This window comes from Sphingomonas sp., assembly GCF_965200135.1.
GTDB lineage: Bacteria > Pseudomonadota > Alphaproteobacteria > Sphingomonadales > Sphingomonadaceae > Sphingomonas.
In genome coordinates this window covers 1-16,098 of sequence record NZ_CBDATK010000005.1, presented here as the reverse complement: position 1 = coordinate 16,098, position 16,098 = coordinate 1, and the positions used below count along the sequence as shown (strand labels likewise).

The following is a 16,098-nucleotide window of genomic DNA, read 5'->3' as shown; positions in this document are numbered from 1 at the left end:
GGTTTGTAGGACAGGTGATAAACCAGATAGGTTGGAGCAGGCCAATGATTACCGCCATCAGGGAAGTCCGCCGCGCGCGCGGCATGACGCTGGACGACGTCGCTCGCGCCTGTGTGCCGCCGACGACGGCGCAGACGATCGGTCGGCTGGAAACGGGGATGCGGACGGTGTCGGTCGGCTGGCTCAACCGCATCGCGGCGGCGCTGGGCGTGACGGCGGCGGACCTCGTCCGGCTGCCCGAGCGCGCCGACCTGCCCGTCGCGGCGCAGCTCGACGCGGGCGGCGCGGTCGCGCCACGCCGCGATCTGCGGGTGGTGCCACCGGCCGCAGCGCCCGATCTGGTCGCGGTGCTGGTGACGGGCGGGGTCGGCGACTATCGCGCCGGGGACACGTTGTGGTGCGAGCGGATCGAACCCGACCGGTTCGGTGCTGCGCTCAACCGCGACGTGCTCGTCCCCCGCCCCGGCGGCCGCTTCGCCTTCGGGCGGTTGCTCGACCGACAGGCGGGCAAGCTGCACCTGCTCCCCCCAGGCCCCGGCGCCCGGCAACAGGTGGTCGCCGACGCACCATGGCTGGCGCAGGCGATCAGGCTGGTGCGGAACCTGTGAGCCTCAAAGCCTGGCGTATCGAGGCGGCGTGTCAGGCGGCGTGGCCGACGACGGCGGAAACGGTGCTCGACGGCTGGCTGCTGCGCCATAGCGGCGGGTCGACGCGGCGGCTCAACGCGCTGCACCCGACCCGCGACGGCCCGCGCGATCCCGCGCCGGTGCTGGCGGCAGCGCGCGAGCGGCTGGCGGCGGCGGGCAAGCCGCTGACCGTCCGCGTGCCCGCGATAGCGACCGGGCTGGACGCGGCGCTCGACCGGCTCGGCTTCGGGCCGCCCGAGGGGGAGACGCTGACGCTGAGCGCGCCGCTGCCGCCGGCCAACCCACCGACGCCCCATCGCGTCGCCCTCCACGATCGCGTCACCCCCGACTGGCTAGCCCTCCGTGTCGACTTCGCAGGGCTGGACGGCGCGGAGGCGATGCGGCTGCACCGTGACATCGGCCTGGTGCCGTCACCGGCCCGCTTCGCGCTGGTGAGCGACGACGCGGTGACCGCAGCGGGCTTCGGGACGATCGTCGACGGGTGGCTGGTGCTCGAATCGATCGTGACGTCGCCATCGCACCGCCGCACCGGGCATGGGCGCACGCTGGTGACGGCGCTGATGCACTGGGCGGCGGCAGCAGGCGCGGCGCATGCGTGTCTTCAGGTGCTCGCCACCAACATACCGGCGATCGCGCTATACCGGACGCTCGGCTTCGACCGCGAGGCCTATCGCTACGCCTATCGCGTCGCCCGCACCTAGAAAGCGAAGGCGCGCTTCCAGCCCGCGACCGCACCGCCCCACAGCTCCGCCCGATAGCGCGCGAAGCAGCGCGCGCCGCACTTCAACCGAATCAACGCGCCTTCCGCCAGCCAGCGGCCGCGCGTCGGGTCTTCGGCCATCGCCGGGCGCAGCGCCTCGGCGATCCAGTCCTCCGAATGCTTGATGTCGAGCACCGAGTGTAGCGCGAAATACTTGCGCTCCTTGCCCGAAAACCCCAGCCGCCGCAGCCCCTGCTCGACCAGCGACGCGCGCGCCGGCGCGGTCAGTTCGATCACGCCCAGCGCACCGACCGAATGCCACGCATAGCGCCGGTTTGCCGCCATCGCGGTCATCGCGTTGGCCAGCGTCAGGCTCTCCGCCACGGTGCGGTCGATCGACGGATCGACCTGCAGCGTCTCGACCAGCGCATCCAGCATCGGGCCGTGCATGCCCTTGGGATTGCCGCGCCCCATCTCGTCCCAATAATTGCGCGCCAGCTCCAGCTTGGGCGCGGTCGGCAGCTTGATCTGCGTCATCGCGACCAGATCGTCGAACCCCGCTTCGCCCGCCGCTTCCTGTTCAAAGAACCAGCGGAACTGCGCCAGTGTCGCCTCCTCGGCGAGCCACGGAAACAGCGCGTCGTGCTGCCCCGGCCCGGTGGGCTCCAGCGCCTCGAACCACGCGACGAAGCCGTCGACATCGGTCGGCGCCGCCGCCGCCTCGTCCGCGACCTCTGCACGCAGCTGTTCCAGGAACTCGCCCTCGACCCGCATCATCCGCGCGTCGCGATCGAGCCCGGCCCGCCAGTCGGCGGTCGGGACGCCCGGCGCCAGCCGCGCGGCATTCCAGCGCGCGAGGCTGCGCTGCGTGGTGTCGGCGAGCAGGTCCTGGGTGCCGGATGCAGTGGGCTGAACGAGCTGAAGCATGGAAAACTCACGAGAAATTGAACAGCGACAACCCGCGAACCGAGCGGACGGTTCATCTGCGCGACAGGGAATCGCATTGCGATCAATCAAGTTAACGCGCGCTCCGAGGCCGATCGCGGCACGCCGCAGGCGCGAAACGCTGTTCTACCCGCCCCCGGCTGTGCCACATCGCTCCCATGATCCCCGTTCCGACCCCTATCGCCTCCGCTCCCGCCACCGCAACGCCGCGCGAGGGGCGTGTTCACGCGCGCGCCGGGGCCGGTCGATGAGCGGCGCGACCGATATCCTCATAGTCGGCTCCGGCGCCGCGGGCCTTACCGCCGCGCTCAACCTCGCCGACCGGTTCCGCATCACCGTGCTCGCCAAGGGCGGGCTGGACGAGGGCGCCACCGCCTGGGCGCAGGGCGGGATCGCCGCGGTGCTGGAGGAAGGCGACACCTTCGAGCAGCATATCGAGGACACGATGATCGCCGGCGCCGGGCTAAACGACCGCGGCGTCGTCGAGATGGTGGTCGAACGCGCCCCCGCCGCGATCCACCGGCTGGAGGAACTGGGCGTCCCCTTCGCGACCGAAGGAAACGCACTGCACCTGACGCGCGAGGGCGGCCATTCGCACCGGCGCATCGTCCATGTCGCCGACGCCACCGGCTGGGCGGTGCAGGAGGCGCTGCTCCGCGCCGCCACCGCGCACCCGAACATCACGCTGGTGCCCGATCAGGTCGCGATCGACCTGGCCACGTCGCGGCACGAGGAACGCTATTCGGGCGCCGGGCATGTCTGGGGCGTCTACGCGGTCGATCGCACGACCGGCCGGGTCAATCTCCACACCGCGCGCGCGACCATCCTGGCGACCGGCGGCGCGGGACGGACCTATCTGTTCTCCACCGCGCCGCGCGGCGCGACCGGCGACGGCATCGCGATGGCGTGGCGGGCGGGCGCGCGCGTCTCCAACATGGAGTTCATGCAGTTCCACCCGACCTGCCTCTACAATCTGGAGGTCAAGAACTTCCTGATTACGGAGGCGGTGCGCGGCGAGGGCGGGCGGTTGCTCAATCCCAAGACCGGCCACCGCTACATGCCCGACATCGATCCGCGCGCCGAGCTGGCGCCGCGCGACATCGTCGCGCGCGCCAACGATGCGGAGATCAAGCGCGACGGGCTCGACTATGTCCATCTCGACATCAGCCATCAGCCGCCCGCGTTCATCCACGAGCATTTCCCCAACATCCAGGAAAAGCTGCTGGGTCTCGGCATCGACATCACGAAGGAGCCGATTCCGGTGGTGCCCGCGCAGCATTACACCTGCGGCGGCATCGTCGTCGATCGCGACGGGCGCACCGACCTGCCCGGCCTCTATGCGGCGGGGGAGTGCACGCAGTCGGGGCTGCACGGCGCCAACCGGCTCGCATCCAACTCGCTGCTGGAATGCTTCGTGTTCGGCGAGGCGGCGGCGAAGCACATCGCCGCGCACTGGGACACGCTGCCGCCGGTGCCGACGATCAGGCCGTGGGACGAGAGCCGCGTCGCCGATTCGGACGAGGAAGTCGTCATAAAGCAGAACTGGACGGAGATCCGGCGCTTCATGTGGAATTACGTCGGCATCGTCCGCACCACCAAACGGCTCCAGCGCGCCGCCAGCCGAATCAGGCTGATGACCGAGGAGGTCGCCGACTATTACGGCAATTTCCGCGTCACCCCCGACCTGATCGAGCTCCGCAACCTGCTCCAGACCGCCGACCTGATCGTCCGCTCGGCGCTGCACCGGCATGAAAGCCGGGGGCTGCACTATACGCTCGACTATCCCGAGACGTCGCCGGTCGCGGTCGACACCGTGCTGGTGCCGTGATCCTCGGTCGACCGTAGCCCCAGCCGGTCGATCAGCGGCCCCATCGTCAGCCCCTGGACGATAATCGAAAAGGCGACCACGGCAAAGGCGACGGCGATGATCGTCGCCCGCTCCGCCACCTGCGGCGGCAACGCCAGCGCCAGCGCCAGCGCCAGTGCGCCGCGCAGCCCGCCCCAGAACAGCACATGCTTGTACCCCCACGGCACCCGCAGCCGGGTGCGCGCGAAGGCGAGCACGACCGGATACACCGCCGCCGCCCGGCCCAGCAGCGACAGCGAGGTGGCGACCGCCGCCGCCTCCAGCACGCGCGTCAGCGGCACCGCGGTGATCTGACCGCCGATCAGCAGGAAGATCACCGAGTTGATAAGAAAGGCGACGAACTCCCAATGGTTGAGCACGCCCCGACGTCCGTCATCGCTGATCGAGCCGATGAAGCCCCAGTTGCCGACGACCAGCCCGGCGGCGAGCGTCGCCAGCACGCCCGAGAAATGGAAGTGCTCGGCGAGCAGGAACGAGCCATAGGCGATCACCGTCGTCAGCGCGACCTCGACCAGCCGGTCGTCGGTGCCGTTGGCGAGCAGGATCAGCGGCACCGCCACCGCCGCACCACAGGCGATGCCGCCGACCACCGTCTTGACCAGGTCGAGCGCGATGCCGCCGGGCGTCGCCGCCGCGCCCGCCGCGATCCCGGCCAGGATCGCGAAGCCGACTGCGGCCACCCCATCGTTGAGCAGGCTCTCCGCTTCCACCAGCAGGTGCAGGCGGGGCGCTACCTTGATCTGTTTGAACGCCGCGATCACCGCGACCGGATCGGTGGCGGCGATCAGCACACCGAACAGTCCGGCGCCGATCCAGCTCCACCCCACCAGCCAGTGCATCCCGGCCGCAACCACGCCGGCGGCAAGCACGATGCCGAGCGTCACCAGCACCGCCAGCAGCGGCAGCTCGCGGCGGAACGGCCGCCACGGAATCTGGATCGCCGCCTCGAACACCAGAGGCGGCAGGAACACGAAGAAGATCAGGTCGCGCGTCAGCGGCGGCGTCGCGGCGGGCGCCAGCGACGCCAGCGCGCAGCCCGCCACCACCAGCCCGACGCTGTACGGCAGCCTCAACCGTTGCGACACCATCGCGACCAGCGCCGCCACCAGCAACAGCGCGCCGAGCACCGGGAAATCAAAACCTTGCACCCGGACACGCCCCTTTTCACATCTCGTCGCACCGACAGCGGCACTCGTCGCAAGGCCACCAGGCCCTGCTTGTGTCTGACGCCGGCCTGTTCACACAACAAGCGAAAGCGTTCGGGGCTGGTCGATTGATGACGTCGGGTAAGCGTAAGGGACTGATCGGACTGGCGATGGTCGGCGCGGTGCTGAGCGCGTGCGGCTCGACCGGACGTCCGGGCGCCAGCGCGCACGCGCCGCAGCCGGTGCCGCCGGTCTATGTCTCCGTTCCCATCCCCGGCGTGCAGCCGCGCGTCGTCCGCCCCGCGCCCTATGCGCTGATCGATCAGATCGCCCGCATCCAGCGTGGCTTCGCGGGCAAGGCAGGGGTCGCGATCCGCGCGGTCGACGACGGCTGGACGGTGGAGTCCGGCGGGCGTCAGTATCTGCCGCAGCAGTCGGTGTCGAAGCTGTGGGTGGCGATGACCGTGCTCGACCTGCGCGATCAGGGCCGGCTGCGGCTCGACGATCCTGTCACCGTCACCGCCGCCGACCTGACGCTGTTCCATCAGCCGATCGCCTATCTCGCGGTCAAGCCGGGCGGGTTCCAGACCACCGTCGGCGATCTGCTGACCCGCGCGCTGACGCATTCGGACAATACCGCCAACGACAAGCTGCTGTGGCTGTGCGGCGGGCCGACGGCGGTGCGGGCGATGATCGAGGCGAAACGGCTCGGTCCGATCCGCTTCGGGCCGGGCGAACGGCTGCTGCAGGCGCGCACCGCCGGCGTCGTCTGGGATCAGAGCTGGGCCGGCACCAACGGCTTCGAGATCGCACGCTCGCGGCTAACGCGCGAGGCGCGCGACGCGGCGCTGAACGCCTATGTCGCCGATCCGCCCGACGGCGCGCAGCCGCTGGCGATCGCCGACGCGCTCGCGCGGCTGGCACGCGGTGAGCTATTGAGCGAGACCTCGACCAGCGTGCTGCTGTCGACGATGGGCCAGTCGGTCACCGGCCGCGCCCGCCTGCGCGCCGCGGTCCCCGGCGGCTGGCAGATCGCGCACAAGACCGGCACCGGCCAGGATCTGGCGGGCCGCAACGCCGGCTTCAACGACGTCGGCCTCCTGACCGCGCCCGACGGCCGCCGCTATGCGCTGGCGGTGATGATCGGCGACACCACCCGCCCGATCCGCGAACGCCAGCAACTGATCCAGCAGGTCGCGGCCGCGGTCGCCGGCTATGTCGGCGGCGGCGCGGCACCGGCAATGGAGCAGCAGGTCGGGGGATAGGTCGGCGCCTAGAGCACCGGCATCGCACGCCGCATATACTCGTCGAATAGCGGGACGGTGAATTCCGTCTCGGCGTGCGCCGGTGCGTAGATCATCCCCTTCCTGATAAGCTTGCCGCGTGTCGGGCCGACACTGGTCGTCTTCAACCCGAGCAGCTGTGCGATGTCGCCAGAGCGGTGCGCGCCGGGTCCGAGTTCGGCCAGCGCCCGCATGTAACGCCGCTCGGACGGCGTGCAGCGATCGAAGCGGACCTTGAAGAATCCCTCGTCCAAGGTGCGGATGGCGACCACGCTGGCCCGCACGACGTCATCCAGTTTCACCACCGGCGCGTCCGCGACGTTCCAGCAGTCGTGGCCCCATTGCTGAAGGAAATACGGATAGGCGCGGGTCACCTCCAATATTCGGTCGAGCGCTCCGTCCGTGATCGCCGCATCCTCTTGTTCGATCGGTGATCGCAACGCCGCGATGGCATCGACCTGATCCAACGGGCCGATCGCGGGATACCGGAAGAGCCGCTCGGCATATGATTTGGACTCACCGGCAAGTGCCAGCACCTGCGGGAGACCCGCGCCGAACATGATGAAGGGCAGCCCGGATTGGCTGATCTTGTGCATCGCCATGATCAGCGCGCTGAACTCCCGCGCCTCGAAATACTGTAGCTCGTCGATCAGAATCGCCACGCTGCGACCGGCCGCCTGCGCCGCCTCTGCAACGGTATGCAGCAGGTTCGGCAGATCGCTTTCGAGATCGCCGCTGTCGGCAACGCCACGCTCGGGATCGAGGCCGATTTCAAGATCCAGCTCTCCCAGATTCAGCTTCACCGCGCCGATGAAACCACGCAGGACGCGCAAACCTCGTCGCGCTTTTTCCTTCGCCGACTCCACCTTGCTCAGTGAAAACAGGAGATTGCGGATGGGCGGAAGAAGCAGCTCTGCGAGCGACTTGCCTTCGTGCGCCTCGATGAAAGCCGTTCGATACCCATGCCCCTCGGCCATGGTTCGAATCCGGACCAGCAAGACGGTCTTGCCTACGCCGCGCAGGCCAACGAGGATGAGGCTTGGGTGGCGCGGCGTTGCGCGACCCGCTGTAAGGCAATGTCGGCCAGGTCGAGCAGGGCCGATCGCCCGGCAAGTTCCGGTGGCGGATTGCCCGCACCGGGTGCGAAAGGGTTACGCACAGGGTCCATGATCAAGTTTACCCGTTTTTACCCGGGATCAGGTCAAAACGGGTAAACTCGGGTCAAACGGGTGTAAAGCGTATCCGGCTGCGCTACACCCGCCCCCATGCCCCATCTCTACCTCGTCGACGGCTCGGGCTATATCTTCCGCGCCTATCACCGCCTGCCGCCGCTCACCAACAAGCATGGCGAGCCGGTCGGCGCCGTCTATGGCTACACGACCATGCTGTGGAAGCTCGCCGACGAACTCCACGCGGCTGATGGCCCGAGCCACATGGCCGTCATCCTCGACAAGTCGTCGTCGACCTTCCGCAACGACCTCTACGACCAGTACAAGGCGCACCGCCCGCCGCCGCCGGAAGACCTGGTCCCGCAATTCCCGATGATCCGCGACGCCACCCGCGCCTTTTCGCTGCCGTGCATCGAGGAGGAGGGGCTGGAGGCGGACGACATCATCGCCTGCTATACCAAGGCGGCGCTGGCGCAGGGCTGGTCGGTGACGATCGTCAGCTCCGACAAGGACCTGATGCAGCTGATGACCGATCCGTCGGTCGACATGTACGACACGATGAACAACCGCCGCCTCGGCCCGGCCTATGTCGAGGAGAAGTTCGGCGTCGGCCCCGATCGGCTGGGCGACGTGCTGGCGCTGATGGGCGACAGCGTCGACAACGTGCCGGGCGTCACCGGCGTCGGGCCGAAGACCGCGTCGAAGCTGATCCTCGAACATGGCGACCTGGAGGGCGTGCTCGCCGCCGCCCCGACGATGAAGCCGGGCAAGCTGCGCGACAACCTGATCGAGCAGGCCGAGATGGCGCGGCTGTCGAAGGTGCTGGTGACGCTGAAATGCGACGCCCCGCTGCCGCAGCCGCTCGACGAGCTGGCGATGCAGGGCATCCCCGACGCGCCGCTGCGTGCGTTCCTGGAACATCACGGCTTCCGCACGCTGCTGAGCCGCATGGAGCAGGTCGCCGACGCCCCCGTCGCGGTGCCCGACGCGCCGATGTCCGACGATCCGCCCTGCGATCACGACGGCTACGAGACGGTGGTCGACCTCGACGCGCTCGACCGCTGGATCGCCGACGCCCGCGCGCAGGGGTTCGTCGCGATCGACACCGAGACCAGCGGCACCGACGCGACCCGCGCCGAGCTGGTCGGCGTGTCGCTGTGCCTCGCGCCCAACCGCGCCTGCTACGTGCCGTTGAAGCACGGCGGCACCGACCTGCTCGCCGAGAACCCGGTCCAGGTCGCGTGCGAACCATGCCTCGACCGGCTCAAGGAGCTGTTCGAGGACCCCGCCGTCCTCAAGATCGGCCACAACATCAAGTTCGACATGATCGTGCTGGGTGAGCGCGGCATCGCCGTTGCCCCGCATGACGACACGATCGTGATGAGCTTCGACCTCGACGCCGGCCGCCACGGCCATGGCATGGACGAGCTGGCGGCGACGCACCTGTCGCACTCGTGCATCGCCTACAAGGACGTCGTCGGCACCGGCAAGATGCAGCGCGGCTTCGCGGAGATCGATCTCGCCGCCGCCACGCGCTACGCGGCCGAGGACGCCGACGTGACCTTCCGCCTGTGGAAGCGGTTCCGCGCGCGGCTGCCGGGCGAAGCCGCGACGCGCGTCTATGAGATGGTCGACCGCCCGCTCGTCCCCGTCATCGCGCGGATGGAGCGGCACGGGATCAAGGTCGACCGCGAGCGCCTCGCCGCGCTGTCGGGCGAGTTCTCCGGCCAGATCGCGCTGCTGGAAAAGGAGGTCCATGACCTCGCCGGCGGCCCCTTCACGATCGGCTCGCCCAAGCAGCTCGGCGACGTGCTGTTCGAACGGCTCGGGCTGAAAGGCGGGCGCAAGGGCAAGTCGGGCGTCTATTCGACCGACGTCACCGAGCTGGAGCGGCTCCAGCGCGAGAAGGGCCCGGGCAGCGAGGTGGTCGCCAAGGTGCTCGAATGGCGCCAGCTCACCAAGCTCAAGAACACCTACACCGACGCGCTGCAACAGGAGATCAACCCCGCCACCGGCCGCGTCCACACCAGCTATTCGCTGACCGGCGCGCAGACCGGGCGGCTGTCGTCCACCGAACCGAACCTGCAGAACATCCCGATCCGCACCGAGACGGGCCGTCAGATCCGCGACGCCTTCGTGGCGGAGCCGGGCAACGTCATCCTCGCCGCCGACTATTCGCAGATCGAGCTGCGCTTGGCGGCGCACATCGCCGACGTGCCGCAGCTGCGCGAGGCGTTCGCGAACGGCGACGACATCCACTCGCTGACCGCGACCGAGCTGTTCGGCGAGGTCAACCGCGACACCCGCGCGCGCGCGAAGACGATCAACTTCGCGATCCTCTACGGCATCTCGCGCTGGGGGCTGGCGGGGCGGCTGGAGGTCGGCGCGGACGAGGCGCAGGGCATGATCGACCGCTATTTCGAGCGCTTCCCCGGCATCAACCGCTACATGGCCGAAACGCTGGAGCAGGTTCGCGAGCGCGGCTACACGACGACGCTGTTCGGGCGAAAGACGTGGTTCACGCGGATCAAATCGAAGGTTCAGCACGAACGCCAGGGCGCCGAACGCGCCGCGATCAACGCGCCGATCCAGGGCACCAGCGCCGACATCATCAAGCGAGCCATGGTCAGGATCGAACCGGCGCTGGCGGCGGCGGGGCTGGGCCATGTCCGGATGCTGCTCCAGGTCCACGACGAGCTGGTGTTCGAACTGCCGGAGGGCGACGTCGCCGCCGCCTCGCCGGTGATCGAGCGCGTGATGGCGGGCGCGGCGGAACCGGCGGTCAAGCTGACGGTGCCGTTGGGCGTGGAGATCGGCGTCGGGCAAAGCTGGGGCAGCGCGCACTAGGCACGGCTGGCCGCGTCCGGCCGGATTGCCTGGCCACCGCCTGCCCGGCGCAGGCAGCGACATACATGCTGTCCTAGACGCCCGCATTTGTGCCAATGCGCCGTTATGGCCATCGCCACCCCTGATCCAGCTCGACTTCCTGCACGTCGACCCTGCGCCGCGCGATGAACGACACCCGCGCCGACATCGACACGCTCGCCAAGGGCGGCCGGACCAACATCGCCGGGTTCATCCTGCGCCTCGCCGCGCGGATTCCGTTCCTGTTCATCGCCGGGCGACTGTATGGACCGGAGCTGGTCGGTCGCTTCGCGCTCGCGGTGGTGGTGGTCGAGTTGGCGGCGCTGGTAGCGACGCTGGGGCTGAAGCGCGGCCTCGCGCAGGCACTGGCGCAGTCGGAGCGGCCGCATGTCTGCGTCGTCTGGGATGCGATGGCGGTGGCGTTTATCGTGTCGCTGCTCGCCAGCGCGGTGCTCTGGGTGGCGCCGGAGATCATGTACCCGAACACGCCGGTGCGCGGGCTTGACCGCTATCTCGGGCTGGTCGTGCTCGGCCCGGCGCTGTCGGACGTCAGCCTTGCCGCGCTCGCCTATCGGTTGAACGTCAAGGCCGCCGTCACCGCGCGCGCCGTCGTCGAGCCGTGGACGATCTCGATCGCCGCCTGGGCCTTCTCGTTCGTCACGATCCGCGACGGCCTCGTCCTGTCCTACGTCGCCTCGATGGTGGCGGCGCTGATCGCCAGCCTGGTGCCGTTCCTGCGCAGCTACGGCCTGCCGCACGGCTGGTCGCCGCAACCGCGCGCGCTGTTCGCGCTCGCCCGCGCCAATGCCCCGCTGGCGGGTGCCGACGCGCTGGAATGGGGCAGCCGCAACGTCGATCGTTTCATCCTGGGCGTGCTGTTCGAACCCAAGATCGTCGGCATCTACTACATGGCGCAGCAGGTGTCGTCCTTGCCGCAGAAGCTGAAGACCAGCTTCGATCCGATCCTCGGCCCCGTCATCACGCGCAGCCTCGCGGTCCGTGACTATCCTGCGATCGCCGCGCAGGTGCGTCAGGTCGCGTTCTGGATCATGGCGGCGCAGGGCGGACTCGCGCTGATGGGCTCGATCCCCGGCGAGGCGGTGATGGGCGTGCTCGGGCCACAGTTCGTCGCCGGCACCGCCGCGCTCGCGTTCCTGCTCACCGCCGAGGTGCTCGCCTCGACCGGCGCGGTGTGCGAGTCGGCGCTGGTCTATGTCGCACGGCATACCAACCTGCTGATCTCTGCGGGCATGCTGGCGTTTCAGGTGGCGCTGTCGTTCGGGCTGGTGTTCCTGATGCGGAGCCAGGGCTGGCCGCCCGCCTGGCAGGCAGCGGGCCCGGCGGTGGCGTTGATGGCGAGCCTGGGGCTGACCTCGGTCGTCAAGGCGCGGCTGCTCGGCCGCATCCTCGGCGCGCCGGTGTCGCCGTGGCGCTGGCCGCTGGTCTGGGCCGCGCTGGCGGCGATCGCGGTCGGCTCGATCTTCACCGCGCTGCCGCCGCAATATGAATGGACCGAGCTGGTGTTCGGCGAACCCGCGATCGCGGCGGCGTATCTGTACGTGCTGTGGCGCTGGGCGTTCGGGCCGGCGGACCGGGCGCTGTTCGGGCGGATGCCGACGGCGGAGGAGGCGACGCTGCCCAATGTCGGGGCGAGTACGAGTTAGCGGGGGCCGGACGCGAACGGCTGGCCGGGACTTCGGCCCGTAACCAGGCCGCCGACGGCAAAGCCGCCGGCCTCACGTCGAACGGATTCGGCCGCATGCGCGGCCGTCCCGCCGGCCGTCGCAGGCGCTGCGCTGACGCGCATCGGCGCGGGCGTGGCCGCGCCTGCCGCCTGCTCAGTGACGGAAGTGCCTCACCCCCGTGAACACCATCGCCAGCCCCGCCGCGTCCGCCGCCGCGATCACCTCGTCATCGCGGATCGAGCCGCCCGGCTGGATCACCGCCGTCGCCCCCGCCTCGACCGCCGCCATCAGCCCGTCGGCGAACGGAAAGAACGCGTCGGACGCGACCGCCGAGCCGATCGTCCGCGGTGCGTCCCAGCCCGCCTTGTCGGCGGCGTCCCTTGCCTTCCACGCCGCGATCCGCGCCGACTCCAACCGGTTCATCTGCCCCGCGCCGACCCCGGCGGTGCTGCCGTCCCTGGCATAGACGATCGCGTTCGACTTGACGTGCTTCGCCACCGTCCAGGCGAAGCGGCAATCCGCCAGCTCCTGCGCGGTCGGCTGGCGCCGCGTGACGACCGTCATCTCGCCGAGTCGACCGTTGTCGCGTCCCTGCACCAGCCACCCGCCCGCGATCGACTTGACCGCCAGCACGTCGCGCGCCGGATCGGGCAGGTCGCCGGTCAACAGCAGCCGCAGGTTCTTCTTGCCCGCGAACACCGCCAGCGCCGCGTCGTCCGCATCCGGCGCGATCACGACCTCGGTAAAGATGCCGGTGATCGCCCGCGCGGTCGCCTCGTCGATCGTGCCGTTGAGCGCGATGATGCCGCCGAACGCCGACACGCTGTCGCACGCGAACGCCGCCTCGTATGCCTCGGCCAGCGTCGTACCGGTTGCGACGCCGCACGGATTGGCGTGCTTGACGATCACCGCCGTGGGGCCTGCGTCGCGGAACTCCGCCACCAGCTCCAGCGCCGCGTCCGCATCGTTGAGGTTGTTGTAGCTCAGCTCCTTGCCCTGCACCTGCCGCGCCTGGCCGATGCCGCGCCCTTCCGCCCCGGCATAAAAGGCCGCATGCTGATGCGGGTTCTCGCCATAGCGCAGCACGTGGGGCGCATTGAGCACCAGCGGCAGCGTCTGCGGAAACCGCTCGCCCTGATCGGCGAACGCGAACCAGCGCGCGATCGCCGCGTCGTACCCGGCGGTCAGCGCGAACGCCTTGGCCGCCAGCCGCCGCCGCAGCTCCACCGACGTACCGCCGTCGTGATCCAGCGCGGCGAGCACGGTCGGGTAATCCGCCGGATCGGTCAGCACCGCGACATCGGCATGGTTCTTCGCCGCCGAGCGCACCATCGCCGGGCCGCCGATGTCGATATTCTCGATCACGTCGTCGCGCCCGGCGCCGCGTGCGACGGTCGCCTCGAACGGATAGAGGTTGATGACCAGCAGGTCGATGCCGCCGATCCCGTGCGCCGCCATCGACGCCGCGTGGCCGGTATCGTCGCGCACCGCGAGCAACCCGCCATGCACCGCCGGGTGCAGCGTCTTGACCCGGCCGTCCATCATCTCGGGAAAGCCGGTCAGCTCGGCGACATCGCGCACCGCCAGCCCCGCCTCGCGGAGCGCCTTGGCGGTGCCGCCGGTGGAGACCAGCTCGACGCCCCGCCCAGCCAGCGCCTGCGCGAACTCGACGATGCCGCTCTTGTCCGACACCGACAACAGCGCGCGCTTGATCGAAACCGTCGTCATCAACCCTCCGTCACCCCGGCCTCGGACCGGGGTCCATGACCCACACGGGCGCGCTTGCCGCAGGGTGGGGGCAGGAACAACCCCGTCGTGAGGGCGGTGGCGGTCAGATCGCCCGCTTGAACGTCCAGCTCACGCTGGCACCGCCGGGCGGGGACTCGCCGGTGACGACCAGCTGCTGCGTCGGCTGGGCGCGGCCGGTGGGGTCGATCCACAGGCTCGCCTCGATCGCCAGCGTGCCGCCCCGGCACCGGAACTGCCACAACGCGCCGCCTTTGCCGTCCTGGCCCGGCAGCCGCAGCAGCGCCGCCATCCCGTCGGCGGTCGGCGACGCCTGCACGCCCTTGCCGAGATGGAAGCGGATCGCGAAGCCGCTCGCGTCCGTTCGCCGCCGCCCCCCGCCTGACCGACCGGGCGGCAGCAGCGCGTCCTCGCCGCGCAGCTCGCGTCCGTCGCCGGTCAGCAGCAGCTGGCGGCGATGGACGAAGCCCCAGCGGCGGACATAGCCGTCGTGGCTCGCCTCCAGCCGACTGGCGGCCTCGCTCTCCTGCCGGCTCAGCTCGACCTCGCGCACGCCGCGTCCCAACGTGCCGTCGGCGTTGATCGCGGTCGAGTTCGAGTCGGCCAGGCACAGCGTCGAATGCGCGGCGGTCGATCGCAGCGCCTGCAACAGCGCCGCCGGCAGCGTCGCCTGACCGGCCAGCGCACCGCCGCAATTGACCACCAGCCGTGCCGCGCCGTCCGACAGCTCGAACGCCAGCGTCGAGGCGCAGCCGCCCGCCACCGCGCGCGCGACCGGCGGCGGCGCGGCGTCGACGATCGCCACCGCGCTGCCGGCCGCGAGCCGCTGATATCCCCAGTCGCGCGGCTGGCGCAGCGGGCGGGTACGGATGCCGGTCGCGTCGATCAGCGCCGCCAGCGTCTCCGCCGCCATCGGGGCCCCGCCCTGCCAGCTCGCCAGCCCCCGGTCGCCGTGCGTGACGCCCAGCAGCGCCGGCACCGCCTTCGCCAGCGCCGCCGTCATCGCCGGCGGCGGCAGCAGCCGCCGGGCCGCATAGGTCTCGCGCAGCATCGCCAGCAGCCCGACGATGTCCGCCAGCTCGGCCGGGCTCCGCGACATCGCGCCGCCGTCCTCGTGCATCCCGCTCGCCAGCGCCCGCGCCAAGCCGCCCTCGCCGAACGACCGGCGCGGATCGCCGCCGGGCACCAGCAACCCCGCCGCGACGACGCCGCACCATGCCGCGATGCGCTTGAGCCCCGCCGGCGCCTTGTCCGCGCCGCGATCGAGATGCCGCGCGCCTCTCGCCAGCGTGTTCAGCACCGCCGAGCGATAGACCAGGTCGGTCGACGACAGGATCAGCGGCGCGTGCGCGGTCCACAGCAGGATGCGCCGCCCCCACAGCTCGGGCGCCCAGGCGAGCGCATCGACCTTGTCGGCATAGGCGCCGAGCCATTGCGCGGTCAGCGCCTCCGCGATCGGCGCGCCGACGGGGCGCGTCGTCACCGTCGCCAGGTCGCGCAGCCATTCGAAGCTGTGGACATAGGCCGCGAACGGCTTGCCCCAATCGCGGCGCTTGAAGTCGAGCATGTCGAGATCGTGCCGCTCGCCGCGATAGCTCAGCCGTCCGTCGAGCAGCGCCTGCCCGCGCCCGACGTCGCCCGCGATCGGATCGGTCGGCACGGCGATCAGCTTGAGCGGATAGCGCCCGCGCAGCCGCAGCGTGTGTAGCGGCGTGCGCCAGGTCAGTCGTTCGAAACGCTCGGACAGCCGCTGCGCGAGGCTCAGCCCCGTATCGCCGCCCAGCCGGATCAGCCGCTTGCCCTCCTCGACACCGTCGGGCGCGGCGTCGAGATCCGCTTCGCTCACCCGCCCCTGAGGGCTGCGATGTTGGCCGCGTAGCGGTCCGGCCCGCCACGGAATACCGAGGTGCCCGCGACGAGCGCATCCGCGCCCGCCTCGACGCACCGCCGCGCCTGTTCGGCATCGACGCCGCCGTCGACCTCCAGGTCGATCGCGCGTCCGCTCATGTCGATCATCTTGCGGATCGCGGCGATCTTCTTGAGCTG

11 protein-coding genes and 1 pseudogene are annotated in these 16,098 nt (G+C 70.3%); 6 read left to right on the top strand and 6 right to left on the bottom strand.

What is annotated here, in order from left to right:
- The first annotated feature begins 44 nt into the window (after nucleotides 1–44).
- Nucleotides 45–608 (top strand): helix-turn-helix domain-containing protein, encoded by a 564-nt coding sequence (locus ACOFKS_RS04025; protein ID WP_419807965.1) that lies wholly within the window; start codon nucleotides 45–47, stop codon nucleotides 606–608.
- Nucleotides 605–1,348: a GNAT family N-acetyltransferase gene (locus ACOFKS_RS04020; RefSeq protein ID WP_419807964.1), complete on the top strand. Its 744-nt coding sequence runs from the start codon at nucleotides 605–607 to the stop codon at nucleotides 1,346–1,348. The genes ACOFKS_RS04025 and ACOFKS_RS04020 overlap by 4 nt, the downstream gene beginning before the upstream one ends.
- Here ACOFKS_RS04020 and ACOFKS_RS04015 read toward each other — a convergent pair.
- Entirely contained in the window at nucleotides 1,345–2,274 is a 930-nt protein-coding gene (locus tag ACOFKS_RS04015) for an iron-containing redox enzyme family protein (protein ID WP_419807963.1), read from the bottom strand. The two genes, ACOFKS_RS04020 and ACOFKS_RS04015, sit on opposite strands and share 4 nt — an antisense overlap.
- Nucleotides 2,275–2,539: 265 nt before the next feature.
- On the opposite strand from ACOFKS_RS04015, the gene nadB reads away from it, so the two are divergent.
- The gene (gene nadB, locus ACOFKS_RS04010) at nucleotides 2,540–4,120 is read left to right on the top strand and encodes an L-aspartate oxidase (RefSeq protein ID WP_419807962.1); all 1,581 of its coding nucleotides are present in this window, start codon (nucleotides 2,540–2,542) and stop codon (nucleotides 4,118–4,120) included.
- On the opposite strand, the gene ACOFKS_RS04005 is transcribed toward nadB, so the two are convergent.
- Nucleotides 4,072–5,307, bottom strand: coding sequence for a cation:proton antiporter (locus tag ACOFKS_RS04005; RefSeq protein ID WP_419807961.1), 1,236 nt, complete (start codon nucleotides 5,305–5,307; stop codon nucleotides 4,072–4,074). The genes nadB and ACOFKS_RS04005 overlap by 49 nt on opposite strands.
- A gap of 128 nt (nucleotides 5,308–5,435) precedes the next feature.
- Here ACOFKS_RS04005 and ACOFKS_RS04000 point away from each other — a divergent pair, with 128 nt between their 5' ends.
- On the top strand, nucleotides 5,436–6,569 hold the full coding sequence (locus tag ACOFKS_RS04000) for a serine hydrolase (protein ID WP_419807960.1): 1,134 nt from the start codon (nucleotides 5,436–5,438) through the stop codon (nucleotides 6,567–6,569).
- Between the two features lie 8 nt (nucleotides 6,570–6,577).
- Here the strand turns inward: ACOFKS_RS04000 and ACOFKS_RS03995 are convergent, their stop codons facing one another.
- Nucleotides 6,578–7,609, bottom strand: coding sequence for an ATP-binding protein (locus ACOFKS_RS03995; protein WP_419808070.1), 1,032 nt, complete (start codon nucleotides 7,607–7,609; stop codon nucleotides 6,578–6,580).
- Nucleotides 7,610–7,852: 243 nt separating this feature from the next.
- On the opposite strand from ACOFKS_RS03995, the gene polA reads away from it, so the two are divergent.
- Together polA and ACOFKS_RS03985 are read left to right on the top strand one after the other, a co-directional pair.
- Nucleotides 7,853–10,603 (top strand): DNA polymerase I, encoded by a 2,751-nt coding sequence (gene polA / locus ACOFKS_RS03990; protein ID WP_419807959.1) that lies wholly within the window; start codon nucleotides 7,853–7,855, stop codon nucleotides 10,601–10,603.
- Nucleotides 10,604–10,767: 164 nt separating this feature from the next.
- Entirely contained in the window at nucleotides 10,768–12,285 is a 1,518-nt protein-coding gene (locus ACOFKS_RS03985; RefSeq protein ID WP_419807958.1) for a lipopolysaccharide biosynthesis protein, read from the top strand.
- A 174-nt stretch (nucleotides 12,286–12,459) separates the two neighbouring features.
- Here ACOFKS_RS03985 and purH read toward each other — a convergent pair whose 3' ends face one another.
- The 3 genes and pseudogenes from purH to ACOFKS_RS03970 form a co-directional block, all read right to left on the bottom strand.
- A complete protein-coding gene (purH, locus tag ACOFKS_RS03980; protein WP_419807957.1) occupies nucleotides 12,460–14,034 on the bottom strand; it encodes a bifunctional phosphoribosylaminoimidazolecarboxamide formyltransferase/IMP cyclohydrolase in 1,575 nt (524 codons plus the stop codon).
- Nucleotides 14,035–14,137: 103 nt separating this feature from the next.
- The gene (locus tag ACOFKS_RS03975) at nucleotides 14,138–15,898 is read right to left on the bottom strand and encodes a heparinase II/III family protein (protein ID WP_419807956.1); all 1,761 of its coding nucleotides are present in this window, start codon (nucleotides 15,896–15,898) and stop codon (nucleotides 14,138–14,140) included.
- Nucleotides 15,895–16,098: pseudogene (locus ACOFKS_RS03970) on the bottom strand (ribulose-phosphate 3-epimerase); the annotation flags it as partial. The gene ACOFKS_RS03975 and the pseudogene ACOFKS_RS03970, both read right to left, overlap by 4 nt.

Coding starts and splice junctions, on each gene's coding strand:
- ACOFKS_RS04025 (WP_419807965.1), top strand. CDS start 45: ATGATTACCGCCATCAGGGAAGTCCGCCGCGCGCGCGGCATGACGCTG.
- ACOFKS_RS04015 (WP_419807963.1), bottom strand. CDS start 2,274: ATGCTTCAGCTCGTTCAGCCCACTGCATCCGGCACCCAGGACCTGCTC.
- nadB (WP_419807962.1), top strand. CDS start 2,540: ATGAGCGGCGCGACCGATATCCTCATAGTCGGCTCCGGCGCCGCGGGC.
- ACOFKS_RS04000 (WP_419807960.1), top strand. CDS start 5,436: ATGACGTCGGGTAAGCGTAAGGGACTGATCGGACTGGCGATGGTCGGC.
- polA (WP_419807959.1), top strand. CDS start 7,853: ATGCCCCATCTCTACCTCGTCGACGGCTCGGGCTATATCTTCCGCGCC.
- ACOFKS_RS03985 (WP_419807958.1), top strand. CDS start 10,768: ATGAACGACACCCGCGCCGACATCGACACGCTCGCCAAGGGCGGCCGG.
- purH (WP_419807957.1), bottom strand. CDS start 14,034: ATGACGACGGTTTCGATCAAGCGCGCGCTGTTGTCGGTGTCGGACAAG.